The organism is Nocardioides sp. GCM10027114 (genome assembly GCF_042659625.1).
GTDB lineage: Bacteria > Actinomycetota > Actinomycetes > Propionibacteriales > Nocardioidaceae > Nocardioides.
In genome coordinates, this window is the sequence record NZ_JBHSSS010000002.1 from 343091 (window position 1) to 360894 (window position 17804).

A 17804-nucleotide genomic window follows, 5' to 3' on the forward strand; every position below is an offset into this window, starting at 1 on the left:
TCAGTCCCTGGCTCGCGGGTGGGCGGCGGCGAAGACCTCGCGCAGGTTGTCGACGGTCACCAGCGTGTAGACTTGGGTGGTCGTGACGGACGCGTGGCCGAGGAGCTCCTGCACGACGCGGACGTCGGCGCCGCCGTCGAGCAGGTGGGTCGCGAAGGAGTGGCGCAGCGTGTGGGGCGAGACGTCCCGGGTCACGCCCGCCCGCTCGGCCGCCTTGACCAGCACCGCCCACGCCGACTGCCGTGATAGCCGGCCGCCGCGGCTGTTGAGGAACAGCGCACCTCCTGCTCCCCCGGTGGTCGCGAGCTCGGGACGGCCGCGGACCAGGTAGGCCTCGACGGCCTCCCGGGCGTAGGAACCGACCGGGACCAGCCGCTCCTTGCCGCCCTTGCCGCGCAGCAGCACCGTCCCCTCGTCGCCGGACGCTCCCCAGTCGAGGTCGTCGACGTCGAGGCCGACGGCCTCGGAGATCCGGGCGCCGGTGCCGTAGAGCACCTCCAGGAGCGCCCGGTCCCGCAGCGCGAGCGTGGTGCCGGCAGCACCGGCTGCCTCGAGGATCGCCTCGACGTCGGCCAGCGGCAGTGCCTTCGGCAGCCGCTTGGCAGGGGCCGGCGGCTTCACCGCGGAGGCCGGGTCGGCGGTCGCCAGCCCGTCCGCCACGGCGAACCTGTGGAATCCGCGCACCGCCACCACCGTCCGCGCCGCCGAGGTCGCGCTCAGCGGCGGGTGGTCGCCGCCGCCCTCGCGCAGCCGCAGCAGGAAGCCCGACACGGTCGCCTCGGTGACCTCGTCGAGCCGCTGCACGTCCTGCTCGGCGAGGTACTCGCGGTAGCGCCGCAGGTCACGCCGGTAGGAGGTCAGCGTGTTGGCCGCCAGACCCCGCTCGACCGACAGGTGGTCGAGGTAGGTCCGCACCGCGTGGGCGAGGTCTCCGACGCTCGTCGAGCCGGTTGCCGACACCTCAGCCCAGCACGTCCTCGAGCGCCACGGCCTCGATGCCCACGGCCTCTCCCACCGGGGCGTTGGTGAGCTGGCCGGCGTGGGTGTTGAGGCCGAGCGCCAGCGAGCGGTCGTCGCGGCAGGCCTGCTGCCAGCCCTTGTCCGCCACCGCGACGACGTAGGGCAGCGTCGCGTTGGTGAGGGCGTACGTCGACGTGTTCGGCACTGCGCCCGGCATGTTGGCCACGCAGTAGAAGATCGAGTTGTGGACCTCGAACGTCGGGTCGGCGTGGGTGGTCGGCCGGGTGTCCTCGAAGCAGCCGCCCTGGTCGACGGCGATGTCGACGAGGACCGATCCGGGCTTCATCCGTGACACCAGGTCGTTGCTGACCAGCTTGGGGGCCGCGGCACCCGGGATCAGGACCGCGCCGATCACCATGTCGGCCTCCATCACCTGCTGCTCGATCGCGAGCTTCGAGGAGGCGAGGCCGTGGACCCGGTTGTTGTAGCGCCAGAACGACATCCGCAGCTTGTCGAGGTCGGTGTCGAGCAGCGTGACGTCGGCGCCCATGCCGAGCGCGATGTTGGCGGCGTTCTGGCCGGAGACGCCGGCGCCGATGATGACGACCTTGGCGTTCGCGACACCGCCGACGCCGCCCATCAGCACGCCGCGGCCGCCCTGGGCCTTCATCAGCGAGTAGGCGCCCACCTGGGGCGCGAGGCACCCGGCGACCTCGGACATCGGGTAGAGCAGCGGCAGGCCGCCCGAGGGCAGCTGCACGGTCTCGTAGGCGATCGCCGTGGTCTTCTTGGCGATCAGCTCCTCGGTGAGCGGCTTGTCCGCCGCGAGGTGGAGGTAGGTGAAGAGGGTCAGGTCCTCGCGGAGGCGGTGGTACTCCTCGGCGATCGGCTCCTTGACCTTGAGCACCATGTCGGCGGTGCCCCAGACCTCGTCCGCCGAGTCGAGGATCTTGGCGCCCGCGGCGACGTACTCCTCGTCGGGGATCTGCGAGCCGGCCCCGGCGCCCTTCTCGATGAAGACCTCGTGGCCGTGCTCGGCGAGCTCGTGCGCGCCGACGGGCGTGATGGCCACCCGGTACTCGTGGTTCTTGACTTCCTTGGGAACGCCGACCTTCACCGTGAACTCCTCAGATGTGATCGTCGCCACGGCGCTGTGGCGACGTCGCGAGACTATCGCCCGGGGCGACCCGCCGTCGCCCGACCCCCGGCGCGCACGGCGCCGGCGGCGGTGTCAGGGCACCAGACCCTTGGCCGACGCCAGCAGGACCGCCGTCACCACGGGGCCGTCCGTGATCCGGCCGTCGAGCACCGCCGCCAGGACGTCGGCGAACGGCGCCCGGAACACCTCCATGTCGGCCTCCTCGTGGTGCGGCACGAAGTCGCCCCGGTCGGCTGGCGACAGGTCGCACGCGAGGAAGAAGTGCTGGACCTCCGCCGAGATCCCCGGCGAGGACCAGGTCGAGCCGAGGTGGGTCCACGAAGCCGCCTGCAGCCCCACCTCCTCGACCAGCTCGCGGCGGGCCACCTCGACCGGCTCCTCGCCGTCGGTGTCGCACAGCCCTGCCGGGAGCTCCACGAAGCGCCGCCGTGCCGGGTGCCGGTACTGCCGCAGGCAGAGCACCCGGTCCGACTCGTCGAGCGCCAGCACCACCACGGCCCCCGGGTGCTCGAGCACCAGCCGGTCGAACGGCTCGGCGTCCGGATCGGCCGGCGGCCGGATCGTGTCGGAGCGCAGCGCCATGACCCAGCCGTCCCGGTGGAGGTCGGTGCTCCCCAGCACCGGCCAGTGCTCCTCCCGGTCGGCCAGGTCCGGCTGGTCGGTCACTCCCCGGCGTCCTCGTCCTTGCGCCGCAGCGAGGACTCGTCGATCGGGAACCGCAGCTCGCGCTGCCGGTCGATCGCAGCGCCCACGAGCCCGGCGAAAAGCGGGTGCGGCCGGGTCGGCCGCGACCGCAGCTCGGGGTGCGCCTGCGTGGCGACGTAGTACGGGTGGACGTTCTTCGGGAGCTCGACGAACTCGACGAGGTCGAGATCGGGGTTGACGCCCGAGAAGACGAGGCCGGCCGCCTCCAGCTGGTCGCGGTAGGCGTTGTTGACCTCGTAGCGGTGGCGGTGGCGCTCCTCGATCGTGGCGGCGCCGTAGGCCTTGCGGACGACGCTGCCCTCGCGCAGCGCCGCGGGGTACAGGCCGAGGCGCATCGTCCCGCCGAGGTCGCCCTCGCCCTCGACGAACGCCTTCTGCTCCTCCATCGTGGCGATGACCGGCTCCGGGCAGTCCGCGTCGAACTCCGTCGAGGCGGCCTTCTCCAGGCCGGCGACGTTGCGGGCGTACTCGATGACCATGCACTGCAGGCCCAGGCACAGGCCCAGGGTCGGGATCCCGTGGGTCCGGGCGTAGGTCAGCGCCCCGAGCTTGCCCTCGATGCCGCGGATGCCGAAGCCGCCCGGCACGCACACGGCGTCGACGTCGTGGAGGTGCTTCGCGGCCCCGGCCGGGCTCTCGCACTCGTCGGACGCGATCCAGCGCAGGTGGACCTTCGCCTCGTGGGCGAAGCCGCCGGCACGCAGCGCCTCGCTCACCGACAGGTAGGCGTCGGGCAGGTCGACGTACTTGCCGACCAGGGCGATGGTCACCTCCTCCTTCGGGTGGTGCACCCGGCGCAGCAGGTCGTCCCAGGTCGTCCAGTCGACGTCGCGGAACGGGAGGTCGAGGCGGCGCACGACGTACGCGTCGAGACCCTCGCGGTGCAGCACCTTGGGGATGTCGTAGATCGACGGGGCGTCCGCAGCCGTGACCACGGCCTCCTCGTCGACGTCGCACATCAGCGAGATCTTGCGCTTGATGCCCTCGGGGAGCTCCCGGTCGGCACGGCACACCACCGCGTCGGGCTGGATACCGATGGAGCGCAGCGCCGCGACGGAGTGCTGGGTCGGCTTGGTCTTCAGCTCGCCCGAGGGGCCGAGGTAGGGCACGAGCGAGACGTGGATGAAGAAGCAGTTCCCGCGGCCGATGTCGTGGCGGACCTGGCGGGCGGCCTCGAGGAACGGCAGCGACTCGATGTCGCCGACCGTGCCGCCGATCTCGGTGATGACCACGTCGACGTCCTCGCCGCCCATGGCGAGGATCCGGTCCTTGATCTCGTTGGTGATGTGCGGGATGACCTGCACCGTGTCACCGAGGTAGTCGCCGCGCCGCTCCTTGGCGATCACCGACGAGTAGACCTGCCCCGTGGTGACGTTGGCGATCTGGTTGAGGTCGGCGTCGAGAAAGCGCTCGTAGTGACCGATGTCGAGATCGGTCTCGGCGCCGTCGTTGGTGACGAACACCTCGCCGTGCTGGAACGGGTTCATCGTCCCGGGGTCGACGTTGAGGTAGGGGTCCAGCTTCTGCATGGTCACGCGCAGTCCGCGCGCCTTCAGAAGGTTCCCGAGGCTGGAGGCCGTGAGCCCCTTGCCCAGCGAGGAGGCGACGCCTCCGGTGACGAATACGTGCTTGGTCGGCGTCGGCTGCTTCACGGAGTTCCATCCTACCCGAGCGGTACGGCCCCGTCCGAACCCGACGCACCGAAGGACCCGCCGGTCGTGCCGAGGGAACGGATCAGGGCGAGCACGGCACTGACCTGGCCGAGCGGCCGCTCGGCCGAGTCGACGGTCGCCACCGAGGTGACGAGGGGCGAGGTCCGCAGGCCGCGCAGGTCGCCGGCGAGGCCTGCGTCGCCGTCCCCCACGGCGACGACGCCGACGGACTGGTCGGCGAGACCAGCCAGGACCCCCGCGAGGATGTCGTCGTCCACGTCCTCGCCCAGGGCCACCAGCACCAGCGGCGCGCGGCGCGCGGGCTCGGCGGGACCGCTCACGAGCTCGGCGGCGTCGAGGCTCTGGAGGACCGCGGAGGCCGGGGCGTCGGAGCCCGCACCGCCCGGCGACGTGGCCGCCACCGCACGCGCGAGCAGCTGGCCGATCCGCTCGTACGTCGGGGCCTCGGCGTCGAGTGCGTCGTCCTTCACCTGGTCGACCAGCTGCTCGCCGAGGGTGTCCACCAGCGACTTCTCCGTCGGGTCGAGCAGGCCCGGCTGGACGGCGTACGTCGCGGTGACCGAGCCACCGGCCCGCTCCACCTCGGCGGTGACCCCGCGTACGACGTCGTCGTCGGCGCCGGGGAGGGTGACGACGGCGACCGGGTGCGTGTCGAGGCCGCCGGCGTAGAGCCGTCCGGCGGCGGCGCTGGCGAAGCGGTCGCCGAAGTCCGCCTCCTGCTCGGCCTCGCGCAGCTGCGGGGCGGCCGCGGTGGAGCGCATCGCGCCCCGTCCGACCTCGGAGAGCGGCCCGCCACCGAGGGCGACGCCGACCGCGAGGGCGACGAAGACGGCGACGAGCGAGACAACGTGGCTGCGGAACGAGATCAACGGAACAGTCCTCGGATGTGGTCGGTCAGGTCGGCGGCGAGGTCGAGGGCGCCCTGGAGCCCGTCGGCACCCCACTCCTGCCCCACCGGGGTGACCCCGACGGCGGCGCCGACCGCCACCAGGCCGGCGAGGGTGACGCCGAGCAGGTGGCGGGGCCGGACCCGGCCGGAGTAGAGCGTGGGCACGGCCCGTGCGTCGACGAGCCGGTGCCCGACCTTGAGGCGGGTCAGGTAGGTCCCGGCGAGCCCGGGCCGGCGCCGGTCGAGGAAGTCGTCGAGGGTGGCGTGCATCCCCACCCCGATCAGCACCTCGGCGTCGCCGGCGTCTGCGAGCAGCAGCGCCGCGTCCTCGGTGGAGGCCGACGACTCGACCGCCACGGGCCGCACACCGAGGCGTTCGAGCTGCTCGCGGTGCATCCGGTGGCCGCGCTCGACCCGGACGACCACGTCGCGCGCCGCACGCAGCGCCTTCGCCGACGGGCGGTCGTGCTCCTCGGCGGCGTCGCTGAGCACCACGACGTCCGGCCGGAGACCGGCGGCGAGCAGCGCGTCTGCGCCGGCGTCGACGCCCATCAGGACCGGCCGCTGCTCCCGCACGAAGGCCGCCAGTGCGGCGAGCTCCTCGCGGTGGTCGTGGCCCGCCACCACGACCACGACGGGCCGCCCCGCGACGGGCGTGCTGAGCTGCGGCAGGCCGAGCCCGTGCAGCAGCAGGTCCTGCTCGCGGCGCAGGAACGCGGTGGTGTTGTGGGTGAACGTCTCCAGCTGTGTGGTCAGCCCGACCCGGGCCTCCTCGAGCTCCCGCCCGATGATCTCGGCGTCGAGCTGGCGCCCCATTGCGACGGCCGTCTCGCCGACGAAGACCACCTCGTCGTGGAGCCGGACCGACGCTCCGTCGTGCACCCCATCGAGGCCCTCCACCCGGTCGAGCACGAGCAGCCCGGCGGCGTCGAGCACCTCCGGGCCGAGGTTCGGGTAGCGCCCGGAGATCATCGGGCGGGCGTTCAGGACGGCGACCACGCCGGCGTCGACGAGGCGTCGCGCGGTGGTGCGGTCGAGGTCGAGGTGGTCGAGCACGGCGACGTCGCCGGGCTGCAGGCGGGGCAGCAGGTCGCGGGTGCGGGAGGCCCGGCGGGCGGTGCCCCGGACCCCGGGCAGGACGTCGCGCTGCTTGGTGCGGGCGAGGGACTTCATGACCGACCAATCCTCACCCAGCGAGCCGCCCGATCCGGGCAACCCGGTAGCCGGGCGCGTCGCCCCGAGACCGCCCGACGGAGTGCCGTCAGGCCAGCGCACGCGCCGGGGTGGCCGACTCGAGCAGCTCGCGGGCGTGGGCCAGCGCGGTGTCGGAGTCCTCCATCCCGGCGAACATCCGGGACAGCTCGCGCTCGCGCTCCTCGGCGTCGAGCACGGTGAGCCCGGAGGTGGTGACGGAGCCGTCGCTGGCCTTCTGCACCACGACGTGCCGGTCGGCGTACGCCGCGACCTGGGGCAGGTGGGTGACGACGAGGACCTGCGCCGACCGGGCCAGCGTGGCGAGCCGTCGGCCGATCTCGACGGCGGCGCGGCCGCCCACGCCCGCGTCGACCTCGTCGAACACGAAGGTCGGCACCGGGTGGGTGCCGGCCAGGCACACCTCGAGGGCGAGCATGACCCGCGAGAGCTCACCTCCTGACGCGCCCTTGTGCAACGGGCGCGGCTCGGTGCCGGTGTTGGCGGCCAGCAGCAGCTCGACCTCGTCGAGGCCGGTGCCGGTGAACCGCAGCCGACGGCCGTGGACCTCGAGCGGCTCCACCCCGGCCGGGTCCTCGCCGGCCTCGACCTGGCGGACCACGACCTCGATCCGCGCGTCCGGCATCGCGAGCAGAGTGAGCTCTTCGCTGACCTCGCGGGAGAGCCGCTCGGCCGCCTCGGCCCGGGCCGCCGACAGGTCGGCGCCGACCCCGGCCAGCTCACCGCGCAGCGCAGCCTGCTCGGAGCGCAGCTCCTCGATGCGGTCGTCGGTGTGGTCGAGCTCGGCAAGCCGCTTCGCCGAGCGCTCGGCCCAGGTGAGGACCTCGTCGACGGTGTCGCCGTACTTGCGGGTGAGCGCCGTCAGCGCGGCCCGGCGCTCGGAGACCGCGGCCAGGCGGGCCGGGTCGGTGTCGAGCCGGGAGGCGTAGGACGCCACGTCGGCGGCGACGTCGGAGAGCAGGTAGGAGATCTCGGCGAGCCTGTCGGCCAGCTCGGCCGCCTCCCGGTCGTGCTCGCGGACCCCGTCGAGGAGGCCGCGCGCCGTCGAGGTCGTCGCGAGGGCGTCGGGCGCCCCCTGCTCGCTCGACAGCGCCTCCTTCGCCTGCTCGGCCGCGGTGCGGAGCGTGTCGGCGAACCCGAGCCGGGCCTCCTCGGCGGCGAGGCTCTCGTCCTCGCCCGGCTCCGGGGAGACCGCCTCGATCTCCTCGAGGCCGAAGCGCAGCAGGTCGGCCTCGCGAGCCCGCTCACGGACGCTCGCGACGACGTCGGCGAGCTCGCGCTCCACGTCGACCAGCCGGCCGTGGACCCGGCCCCACCGCTCGAGCAGCCGCGCCACCGGCTCACCGCCGAACCGGTCGAGCGCCTCGCGCTGGGCCCGCGCCTGGAGCAGCCGGTGCTGGTCGGACTGGCCGTGCACCGCGACCAGCGGCTCCGCCAGCGAGGCCAGCACGGACACCGGGACCGAGGCGCCGCCGACGAACGCCCGCGAGCGCCCCTCGGCCGAGACGTTGCGGGCGAGCACGACGCGGTCGTCCTCGACCTCTCCCCCGGCCTCCTCGACACCCTCGGCGAACGCTGAGAGGTCCGCAGCCCTCACCACGCCCTCGACCCTCGCGGCCCGGGCGCCCTTGCGGACGGCGCCGCTGTCGGCGCGACCGCCGAGCAGCAGCCCGAGTGCCGTGACGATCATGGTCTTGCCCGCGCCGGTCTCACCCGTGATGACGGTGAGGCCCGGCCCGAGCTCGAGGGTCGAGGAGTCGATCACTCCCAGCGACCCGATCCGGATCTCCTCAAGCATCTCTCTCCTCGGCCCGTTCCCGGGCCCGCCTCTCCTCGGCCAGCCGTCGCCGCCGCTCGCTCGACCCGCGCCAGCCCTGCACCGGCAGGCCGAACTTGGCGACGAGCCGGTCGGTGAACGGCGCCGTGTGGAGCCGCACCAGCCGCACCGGCGTGGCGCCGCGACGCACCTCGATCCGGGCGCCCGGCGGCAGGTCGACGGTACGGCGGCCGTCGCACCAGAGCACACCGGCGCCCTCGGTCTGGGCGAGCACCTCGACCGCCACCACGCTCGTCGGAGCGACCACCATCGGCCGCGCGAAGAGGGCGTGTGCGCTGAGCGGGACCACCATGAGCGCCTGCACCCCGGGCCACACGACGGGGCCGCCGGCGGAGAAGTTGTAGGCGGTGGAGCCGGTGGGGGTCGCGCAGACCACGCCGTCGCAGCCCCACCGGGACAGCGGACGCCCGTCGATCTCCAGGACGACCTCGAGCATCCGCTCGCGGGCGGCCTTCTCGACGCTGGCCTCGTTGAGGGCGAAGGTGCTGTAGACGACCTCGCCGTCGCGGTGGACCGTGACGTCGATCGTCAGCCGCTCCTCAGCCGTGTAGCGGCGGTGGACGATCGCATCGATCGTGGACTCGACGTCGTCGTGCTCGGCCTCGGCCAGGAAGCCGACGTGGCCGAGGTTGACCCCGAGCAGCGGGGTCCCGGTCGGGTGGGTGACCTCGGCGGCCCGCAGGATCGTGCCGTCGCCGCCGATGACCACCGCGAGCTCGCAGTCGCGGGCGGCCGTGCGCTCGTCGTCGGCCACCTCGACGTCCGGGACGTCGGAGAGGTGCAGGTCGGCGGCCTCGTCCGCCAGCAGCCGCACGGCGATGCCGTGGTGCGCCAGGCTCTTGCAGAAGGCGCGCGCGACGTCGCGGGCCTCCTGCCGCCCGGTGTGGGCGAGCAGCAGGACGCGCCGGCGGCGGGCGTCGGTGGCGGTCACGGGTCCACCTTCTCACCCGCCACCCCAGGGCCGACCCCGGCGCGCACAGCGGCGTCGAGCGTCGCCCCGTCGAGGGTGCGCGGCCCGTGACGCAGCCACAGGAAGAACTCCACGTTGCCGGACGGGCCGGGCAGCGGGCTGGTCGTGACGGCCCGGGCCCCCCAGCCGCGGGCGTCCGCGGCGCGGGCCACGCCCTCGACGGCCTCGGCACGCAGCGCGGGGTCGCGGACCACACCGCCCTTGCCGACGCGGTCCTTGCCCACCTCGAACTGCGGCTTCACCATGAGCGCGAGGTCGCCGTCGGTCCGGGTGACGCGGATCAGGGCGTCGAGCACGAGCTCGAGGGAGATGAAGGAGAGGTCCCCGACCACGACGTCGACGGGCTCCCCGACCAGCGCGATGTCGAGGTCCCGGACGTTGGTGCGGTCGTGCACCTGCACCCGCGGGTCCTGCCGCAGCCGCCAGGCCAGCTGCCCGTAGCCCACGTCGACCGCCACCACCTCCCGCGCCCCGTGGCGGAGCAGGACGTCGGTGAACCCGCCGGTCGAGGCGCCCGCGTCGAGGCACCGGCGGCCGCGGACCTGCAGTCCCTGGGGCTCGAACGCCGCCAGGGCGCCGGCCAGCTTGTGGCCTCCGCGCGAGACGTAGTCCGGGCGGTCGGGGTCGTCGGTGACGACGATCGCCACGTCGGTCGTCACGCCGGTGGCCGGCTTGGTCGCCACCACGCCCGCCACCTTCACCCGGCCCTCGTGGACCAGCTCGCTGGCGTGCTCGCGGGACCGGGCGAGCTTGCGTCGGACCAGCTCGGCGTCGAGCCGGAGTCGTCGAGGGGGCACCGGTGGCGCCTACGCGTCGGGGCGGGCGTCCAGCGCGCGTCGCAGCTGCTCGTGCGCCCGCTCGAAGACCGCCACGTGCTCGTCGACCGGGGTGCCGTCGAGGCCGTCGACCTCGTCGAGGACCGCGTCCACCTCCGGCACGCCCGTGCGCACGGGCCCGTCGCCGGTCGCCTCAGCGACCATCTCGCCGTTCGTGTCGGAGGGGGCCTCCTGGGGCGCGTGCTGCCCGTCCGCCCCGGGAACCTCCTGCTCGTCCATGGGGCCGAGGCTACCCAAGACCCTGCGCCCCGTCGGCGGAGGGCACGCGGAGGTCGGTGGAGTCGGCCGGCCGGCCGGTGGCGTCGCGGTGCGACCAGGCCGCGGCGGCGACGCACCGCCACCAGTCGTCGACGTCGCCCCCGCCGGAGGCGGCGAGCCGGCCGTCGGTCACCCGGACCCGCCAGCCGCCGCAGCTCCACGCACCGTCGTCCTCCTCCGGCGCGGGGTGGCTGCCGAACAGCCCCGCGAGGTCGCTCGACAGGTAGGCGGGCCGGTGCTTGGGGTCGGCGGCCAGCAGGTCCTCGAGGCCGGTGACGCCGGTGAGGACCAGCAGGGAGTCGACGCCGGCCCGGTGCGCGCCCTCGATGTCGGTGTCGAGCCGGTCCCCCACCATGAGCGGCGTCGAGCCGCCCACCCGTCGCACGGTCTCGTCGAGCAGCGGTCGCTCCGGCTTGCCGGCCACGACCGGCTCCACCCCGGCGAACCTGGAGATCAGGTCGACCATCACGCCGTGCCCGGGTGCCTCCCCGAAGGGTGTCGGGAGGGAGAGGTCGGCGTTGCTGGCGACCCACGGCAGGCCCTGCCGCACCCGGGTCGCCGCCCGCATCACGTCGCGCCAGACCACGTCGGGGCCGTAGCCGGTGGCGAGCGCGACCGCGGCCTCGTCGTCGACGCCGACCGGTTCGAGCCCCTCGGCCCGCAGCGCCTCGAGCAGGCCGTGCGTGCCGAGCACCGCCACGCGGGCGCCGGCGCCGTGGCGCTCGAGGAGCACCCGGGCCGCGGCCTGCGCCGAGGTGACGACATCCTCCTCGTGCGCCTCGACGCCGAGGCCGGCGAGCTTCTCCGCGACCGCGGCCGGCGGGCGCGACGCGTTGTTGGTGACGAAGGCGAGGTGGGCGCCGGCCTCGCGGGCCCTGCGCAGGTGGTCGGGCGCTCCCGGCACCGGCGCGTCGCCGACGTAGACCACGCCGTCCAGGTCGAGCATCACCAGGTCGTAGGTCTCCACCAGCGGCGTCGACGTCGCTCGCAGCATGCCCACCCTCCTCAGGGCCCTGCCGGTGCGGGGCCCTCCTCGTCACGGGGCCCTTGTCGTCCGGGGCCGTCGCGGCACCCTACGATGCTCCGATGGAGTCCGGCGCCAGGGTCACCCCGCCCGACGTCGCGGGTCCGTTGCGACTGGCGCCCTTCCGTGCCTGGGGGTTCTCGCCGGCACGGGTCGGCGACGCCGCGTCCGCACGCGCCTTCGCGAAGCCCTACCGCGGCGTGGTCGACCGCCTCGAGCGCTGGGAGCGGCAGGGCCACGCGTGGCACGACCCGGAGCCCGCGCTCTACGTCCACGAGTACTCCTCGGGCGGCCTGACCGTGCGTGGGCTGGTGGGTGCGCTCGACGTCTCGCGTCGCGGCGCCGGCCCCGCGGAGCGGGTGGTCCTGCCGCACGAGGGCGTCCACCCCGAGCAGGTCTCGGACCTGGCCGACCGGATGGCGGCGATGGCGGTCAACCCGGCTCCGATCCTGATGGTCCACCGGGGCCCCGCGTCCGTGCGCGAGGTCATCCACGAGGTCGTGGCCGACGAGCCACTGCGCGCCTTCACCGACCGCATCGGGCAGGGGCACCGGGTGTGGGCGGTCCGGGACGGCGACCGCCTGGACCGCGTCGCCGCGGCGCTGGCCCCGGCGCGCGCGGTCATCGCCGACGGACACCACCGGTACGCCGCCTACCTCCAGATGCAGCACGCCTCCCCGGGCAGCCCGGCTGACCGCGGGCTGGCCATGCTGGTCGACCAAGACGACACACCGCTCTTCCTCGGTGCCATCCACCGGTTCCTCGCCGGCGTCGACCTCGATGCCATCCTCGCCGCGGCCGCCGGCTGCGCCACCGTGACGGAGCTGCCGCAGGAGAACGCGCTGGCCGCACTCGCGCCCGGCGCTCCTGTGCTCACCGACGGTCGCCGGTGGGCCCTGTTGTCGTTCGGGCAGGCCGACCGCACCGCGGTCGAGCTGCTCCACGAGGTCGTGCTGCCGGCCCTGCCGGAGCCGCCGGTCCTGGCCTACCACCACGTGGCGGAGGAGGCGCTCGACCACGTGGCACAGGCTCCGGGGACCGCGGTGCTGATGCCCGCGCCGGAGTTCGACGCGGTGCGCCGCGTGGTGGCGACCGACGCCGTGCTGCCGGAGAAGGCGACGTCCTTCCAGCCCAAGCCGAGCCTGGGCGTGCTCATGCGCTCCCTGCGCGACGAATGAGCCGGCCACCGGTCATCTCGATCTCCACGCGCGACGCGGTGCCGGGCCCGGCCCGGTAGAAGCGGCGGCGCACCGCACCGGTGACCTCGACCAGGTCGTCGGCCGACCACGCCGCCACCGAGCGACGGACACGGCCGCCGCGCGCCACGCACTCGAGCGCGTCGACGGTCGTGCCACGTCTCGGCGCCCCGGCCGAGGCTGTTGTCGAGGACGTCGCCGGGACCGGTCGCGGCACCACGACCCGGAACGTCCAGAGCACGTCGCCGCTGGGCAGCGTGCGCTCCTCGGGCGGCTGCGAGACCCTCCCGACCAGTCGCACCTCGTTGACGGCCTCGAGCGGGGCCTCCTGCTGTCTGGGCATCCAGATCACCTCCGTCCCGAGGCTGGCAGTGGAGGAGGACTCGCCGCCGGCCGGCTGCGGCGGCCTGTGGACGGCCGGCGCTCAAGCCGGGCTGGGGACGGCAGCCGGGCCGGTCGACGTCCCGTTGCGGGACCGGCGCCGCCGCCACGCCGCCTTGTGGAGCTCGACCACGAGCAGCAGCACCGCGGCCAGCGCCACCATGGTCAGCCAGCGCTCCAGCGACACCCGCTGCAGGCCCAGCACCTGCTGGGCGAGCGGGAGGTGCATCGCGCCCACGTGGACGAGCTGGGCGACGACCGTGCCGAGGACGAGGAGCAGGTTGCGCCGCGGCGAGAGGCTGAACACCGAGAGCAGCTCCGAGCGGCAGCTCAGCGCCAGCACGTTCTCCATGAGGACCATGAGCAGCACCACCGTGTTGCGGGCCTCCTCGACGCTTGCCCCCATGCTCAGCATCCAGTGGAACGTCGGCAGGGTCAGCGCGGCGATGGCCACGGCGACGAGCAGGACCCGCTCCACCATCAGCCGGTCGAACACCGGCTCGCCCGGCCGGCGCGGCGGCCGGTCCATCTCGTCGCCCTCGGCCGGCTCGAAGCCGAGCGCGACGTCCTGGATGCCGTTGGTGACCAGGTTCAGCCACAGCAGCTGGACCGCGAGGAGGGGCAGCGGCAACCCGATCACCAGCGCGGTGATGACGAGCAGCAGCTCGCCGGCGCCCGTGGAGACCAGCAGCTGCACGACCTTGCGCACGTTGCCGTAGGCCACCCGCCCCTCCTCGACCCCCGCCACGAGGGAGGCGAGACGGTCGTCGGTGATGACGATCTCGGCGGCCTCCCGGGCGACGTCGGTGCCCTTGCGGCCCATGGCCACACCGACGTGGGCGTGGTGCAGCGCCGGCGCGTCGTTCGCGCCGTCGCCGGTGACCGCGACGACCTTCCCCTGCCGCATCATCGTCGCCACGATCGCCCGTTTCTGGTCCGGCTCCACGCGCGCGAACACCTCGGCACGCCGCACCAGCTCGTCCGTCTCCTCGTCCCCGGCCTGCGCCAGCTGGGCGCCGGTGACGACCTGGTCGGGCGTCCGGGCCAGCCCGAGCTCGCGTGCGATGGCGAACGCGGTCACCGGGTGGTCGCCGGTCAGCATGACGACCTCGACGCCGGCACGCGCGCAGCGCCTCACCACGCTCGCGGACTCCGGGCGCAGCGGGTCGGTCATGGCGACCAGCCCCAGCAGCGTCAGCCCGAGGAGCTCGTCGTGGTCCAGCTCGTCACCGGGATCCCGCAGCACACGCCGGCGCGCCACCGCGAGCACCCGCTCGCCCGCACCGGCCAGCGCGTCCAGCTGCGGCTCCACGGCGGCCCTGTCCAGGGTTCGCTCCCCGTCCAGCGTCAGCATGGTCGCGCATCGCGGCAGGACCTCCTCGGCAGCGCCCTTCATCACGACCAGTGCCTCGCCCCGAGCGGCGGCGTGCAGGCTGGCGGCGTACTTCCGGTGCGGCTCGAAGGGGATCTCGTCAAGCAACGGCGCGGCGTCGAGGGCGAGCGGCCTGGTGATCCCCACCTTGTGGCCGAGGACGAGGAGCGCCACGTCGACCGCGTCGCCGCGCGGGTGCCACACGCCGTCGGCGGCCGCGAGGGTGGCCTCGTTGCACAGCACCCCGGCCCGGGCCAGCTGCTCGACGGCGCGCAGCCCCTCGTCACCGGCGTCCGGCACGAGCACGACCCCGGTCGGGTCGACCCCGACCCCGGTCACCGACCAGGGTCGCTCCCCCGGTACGACGACGTGGCGAACGGTGAGCTCGTTGACGGTGAGGGTGCCGGTCTTGTCGGTCGCGACGGTGCTGCACGAGCCGAGCGACTCGATCGCCACCATCCGGCGGACGATCGCGTTCCGGCGGGACATGCGGCGTACGGCGACCGCGAGCGCGACCGTGAGCGCCACCGGCAGGCCCTCCGGGATGGCCGAGACGGCCATCGCCACGGCGATGAGCACGACCTCCTCCCAGGCCGAGCCGCGCAACAGCTCGATCGCCACGACCAGGCACGCGGCGACGGCGACCACGACGCCCACGGTCAGGGTGAAGCGCCGCAGCCGGGTGATGAGGGGAGGCTCCGCCTCGGGCCTCTCCCGCAGCCCCTCGGCCAGTCCACCGAGCGCGGTCATGGCGCCGGTGCTGACGACCAGTCCGCGAGCCCGCCCCACCGTGACGAGGGTGCCCGCGTGGACCATCGTCGGCCGCTCGGCCAGCCCGGCGGCCGGGTCCACGCTCGCGCCCGCGTCCTTGGTGACGGGCAGGGACTCACCCGTGAGCGCCGACTCGTCGACGCTCAGCTCGTGCTCGCCGAGCAGCCGGCAGTCCGCCGGCACCTTGTCGCCGGACTCGAGGAGCACGACGTCACCCGGGACCAGCTCGACGGCGTCCACCTCGCTGACGTCACCGTCGCGCAGGACCAGCGTCGTGGCCGGCACCATGGTGCGCAGAGCGGCGGCGCTGCGCTCGGCGCGGTACTCCTGGAAGGTGCCCAGCAGAGCGTTGATGACGAGGACCAGCGCGATGAAGCCGGCGTCGGACCACTCCCGCAACAGCGCGGACAGCCCGGCCGCCAGCACCAGCACGTAGATGAGCGGCGACCGGAACTGCTCGGCGAAGACCGACACCCAGGTCCGGGGCTCGGGAGCGGGCAGGTCGTTCGGCCCCCAGGTCGCCAGGCGCGCCTCGGCCTCGGCCGCGCTGAGGCCGTCCGGGCCCGACTCGAGGGCCCGCTGGAGGGCCTCGACGGGCGCTGCGTGGACTGCGTCGAGGTCCGGCGAAGTCCGCGTGGCGTCCCCCTCCATCACGTTATCGTCGTCGACTGGCAGGCACCGGGCCAAGGGACGCTGGGCCCGCGTCGGTGGGCACTCATCCCCTGCCACGCTCCGCCGCCCACCGATGGGGTGGGGGCACGAGGACTCGGCGACGAGGACGGAGGAGTGGTGTGGGGATGGACATCAACGAGGTGATGCTGCCCGGCGTCGGCCTGCGCTACGAGTTCAGCAACGCCGACGGCGACCACCTCGGGATCGTGGCGCGCCGCACCGGTGACTTCGAGCTCGTGCGCTACCCACCCGACGACCCCGACGAGGCACGACCGCTCTTCCGGCTCAGCGCCGAGGAGGCCGGGGCCGTGGCGGAGATCCTCGGCGCCCCGCGCATCGTCGAGCGGTTCGCGGACCTCACGCGTGAGGTCCCCGGGCTGAGCGCCGCCCAGCTCGAGGTCCCCGAGCACTCGCCGCACGTCGGGGAGCCGCTCGGCCACACCCGCGCCCGCACCCTCACCGGCGCATCGATCGTGGCGATCGTGCGAGGGGAGGAGGTCATCGCCTCCCCGCGACCCTCGGAGCCCCTCGCGGCCGGCGACACGCTCATCGTCATCGGCACCGCCGGCGGAATCACCAAGGTCCGCGAGATCCTCAACGGCTGACCGTGCACGACCCGCTGGCCCTCCTCCTCGAGCTCGGGGTCATCCTCGTCGTCCTCAGCATGCTGGGCGGGAGCGCCCGGCGGCTGGGCGTCCCGCCCGTCCCGCTGTACCTGCTGGCCGGACTGGCGCTGGGCGAGGGAGGCGTGGCGCCGGTCCCCGCGGCCGGCGAGTTCGTGGAGGCGGCCGCCGCGATCGGCGTCGTGCTGCTGCTCCTGACGCTGGGCCTGGAGTTCACGACCGCCGACTTCACCCAGAGCCTGTCCCGGCACGTGCCCTCGGCCCTGGTCGACCTCGTGCTCAACGCGACGCCGGGTGCCGTGGCCGGGCTGCTGCTCGGTCTCGACGCGGTCGGCGTGCTCGCCCTCGCCGGCGCCACGTGGATCTCGTCGTCCGGCATCGTCGCCCGGGTGCTGAGCGACCTGCGGCGCCTGGGCAACCGGGAGACGCCCGCCGTCTTGGCGATCCTCGTCATGGAGGACTTCGCCATGGCGCTGTATCTGCCGGTCCTGGCCGTGATGGCCGCCCGCGGCGCGTGGTGGCAGGCCGGGGTGGGCGCACTGATCGCCGTGCTCGCCATCGTCGCCGCCCTCGTCGGCTCACACCGTTGGGGCCACCACGCCAACCGCTGGCTAGCGCACCCCGACGCCGAGCAGCTCGTGCTCCGGGTCCTCGGGGCCACGCTGGTCGTGGCCGCGCTCGCCGAGTTCGCCAACATCTCCGCAGCGGTCGGCGCCTTCCTGGTGGGCCTCACCCTGACCGGCGAGGCCGCCAAGCGGACCCGCGACGTCCTCTCCCCCATGCGCGACCTGTTCGCCGCGACGTTCTTCCTGAGCATCGGCTTCGCGGTGAGCCCCACCAGCCTGACCCCCTACCTCCTGCCGGCCCTGGCGCTGGCGCTGGTGGGCATCGGCACGAAGATCGTCACCGGTCGGTACGCCGCCGGCCGCGAGGGCTCGGGCGCCAAGGGCCGCATGCGCGCCGGCACCGCTCTGGTCCCCCGGGGCGAGTTCTCGATCGTCATCATCGCCATCGCCGGGACCACGGACAGCTCACTGGCACCGATCGTCACGGCGTACGTGCTCATCCTCGCCACGATCGGCCCGTTGCTCACTCGCTTCGCGCGTTGAACGCCCTTTCCGGCCATTCCGAGAAGCACCTGTAAATGCACCAAGGGCCACCCTGGAAAGGGTGGCCCTTGGTCAATGTATGTCCGGCGGCGTCCTACTCTCCCACAACCTCGCGGTTGCAGTACCATCGGCGCTGAACGGCTTAACTTCCGGGTTC

Annotated in this window: 16 protein-coding genes and 1 rRNA gene; 3 read left to right on the plus strand and 14 right to left on the minus strand. The window is 74.1% G+C overall.

The annotated features are described in order from the left end of the window. The 11 genes from xerD to ACFP2E_RS02200 all read right to left on the minus strand — a co-directional run bounded on the left by xerD (nucleotide 1) and on the right by ACFP2E_RS02200 (nucleotide 11493). A complete protein-coding gene (xerD, locus tag ACFP2E_RS02150; RefSeq protein WP_378521981.1) occupies nucleotides 1–960 on the minus strand; it encodes a site-specific tyrosine recombinase XerD in 960 nt (319 codons plus the stop codon). Between the two features lies 1 nt (nucleotide 961). After that, the gene (gene ald / locus ACFP2E_RS02155) at nucleotides 962–2077 is read right to left on the minus strand and encodes an alanine dehydrogenase (RefSeq protein ID WP_378521982.1); all 1116 of its coding nucleotides are present in this window, start codon (nucleotides 2075–2077) and stop codon (nucleotides 962–964) included. 114 nt (nucleotides 2078–2191) lie between these two features. Beyond that, complete coding sequence (locus ACFP2E_RS02160; protein ID WP_378521983.1) at nucleotides 2192–2785, minus strand: NUDIX domain-containing protein; 594 nt, start codon at nucleotides 2783–2785, stop codon at nucleotides 2192–2194. After that, complete coding sequence (locus tag ACFP2E_RS02165; RefSeq protein ID WP_378521984.1) at nucleotides 2782–4476, minus strand: CTP synthase; 1695 nt, start codon at nucleotides 4474–4476, stop codon at nucleotides 2782–2784. Before ACFP2E_RS02165 ends, ACFP2E_RS02160 begins: the two co-directional genes overlap by 4 nt. Nucleotides 4477–4487: 11 nt before the next feature. Beyond that, nucleotides 4488–5366, minus strand: coding sequence for a copper transporter (locus ACFP2E_RS02170; protein ID WP_378521985.1), 879 nt, complete (start codon nucleotides 5364–5366; stop codon nucleotides 4488–4490). Further along, a complete protein-coding gene (gene steA, locus ACFP2E_RS02175) occupies nucleotides 5363–6559 on the minus strand; it encodes a putative cytokinetic ring protein SteA (RefSeq protein WP_378521986.1) in 1197 nt (398 codons plus the stop codon). Before steA ends, ACFP2E_RS02170 begins: the two co-directional genes overlap by 4 nt. Before the next feature lie 88 nt (nucleotides 6560–6647). Then, entirely contained in the window at nucleotides 6648–8396 is a 1749-nt protein-coding gene (gene recN / locus ACFP2E_RS02180) for a DNA repair protein RecN (protein ID WP_378521987.1), read from the minus strand. Next, the gene (locus tag ACFP2E_RS02185; protein WP_378521988.1) at nucleotides 8389–9366 is read right to left on the minus strand and encodes an NAD kinase; all 978 of its coding nucleotides are present in this window, start codon (nucleotides 9364–9366) and stop codon (nucleotides 8389–8391) included. The genes recN and ACFP2E_RS02185 overlap by 8 nt, the downstream gene beginning before the upstream one ends. Beyond that, on the minus strand, nucleotides 9363–10202 hold the full coding sequence (locus tag ACFP2E_RS02190) for a TlyA family RNA methyltransferase (protein WP_378521989.1): 840 nt from the start codon (nucleotides 10200–10202) through the stop codon (nucleotides 9363–9365). The genes ACFP2E_RS02185 and ACFP2E_RS02190 overlap by 4 nt, the downstream gene beginning before the upstream one ends. A gap of 9 nt (nucleotides 10203–10211) precedes the next feature. Next, nucleotides 10212–10460 carry a hypothetical protein gene (locus ACFP2E_RS02195; RefSeq protein WP_378521990.1) on the minus strand — a complete coding sequence of 83 codons (249 nt, stop codon included), beginning with the start codon at nucleotides 10458–10460 and terminating at the stop codon, nucleotides 10212–10214. A gap of 10 nt (nucleotides 10461–10470) precedes the next feature. Further along, complete coding sequence (locus tag ACFP2E_RS02200; RefSeq protein ID WP_378521991.1) at nucleotides 10471–11493, minus strand: HAD-IIA family hydrolase; 1023 nt, start codon at nucleotides 11491–11493, stop codon at nucleotides 10471–10473. Between the two features lie 92 nt (nucleotides 11494–11585). Here ACFP2E_RS02200 and ACFP2E_RS02205 point away from each other — a divergent pair, with 92 nt between their 5' ends. Next, nucleotides 11586–12701 carry a DUF1015 family protein gene (locus ACFP2E_RS02205; RefSeq protein ID WP_378521992.1) on the plus strand — a complete coding sequence of 372 codons (1116 nt, stop codon included), beginning with the start codon at nucleotides 11586–11588 and terminating at the stop codon, nucleotides 12699–12701. Here the strand turns inward: ACFP2E_RS02205 and ACFP2E_RS02210 are convergent. Both ACFP2E_RS02210 and ACFP2E_RS02215 read right to left on the minus strand, forming a co-directional pair. Next, nucleotides 12676–13062: a single-stranded DNA-binding protein gene (locus ACFP2E_RS02210; protein WP_378521993.1), complete on the minus strand. Its 387-nt coding sequence runs from the start codon at nucleotides 13060–13062 to the stop codon at nucleotides 12676–12678. The two genes, ACFP2E_RS02205 and ACFP2E_RS02210, sit on opposite strands and share 26 nt — an antisense overlap. An 81-nt stretch (nucleotides 13063–13143) precedes the next feature. Beyond that, nucleotides 13144–15894 carry a cation-translocating P-type ATPase gene (locus ACFP2E_RS02215; RefSeq protein WP_378521994.1) on the minus strand — a complete coding sequence of 917 codons (2751 nt, stop codon included), beginning with the start codon at nucleotides 15892–15894 and terminating at the stop codon, nucleotides 13144–13146. A 146-nt stretch (nucleotides 15895–16040) separates the two neighbouring features. On the opposite strand from ACFP2E_RS02215, the gene ACFP2E_RS02220 reads away from it, so the two are divergent. Beyond that, nucleotides 16041–16520 carry a cation:proton antiporter regulatory subunit gene (locus ACFP2E_RS02220; RefSeq protein ID WP_378521995.1) on the plus strand — a complete coding sequence of 160 codons (480 nt, stop codon included), beginning with the start codon at nucleotides 16041–16043 and terminating at the stop codon, nucleotides 16518–16520. Nucleotides 16521–16522: 2 nt separating this feature from the next. Beyond that, entirely contained in the window at nucleotides 16523–17647 is a 1125-nt protein-coding gene (locus tag ACFP2E_RS02225; RefSeq protein ID WP_378521996.1) for a cation:proton antiporter, read from the plus strand. Between the two features lie 81 nt (nucleotides 17648–17728). Here ACFP2E_RS02225 and rrf read toward each other — a convergent pair. Then, nucleotides 17729–17804: ribosomal RNA gene (gene rrf, locus ACFP2E_RS02230) — 5S ribosomal RNA — on the minus strand; the annotation flags it as partial.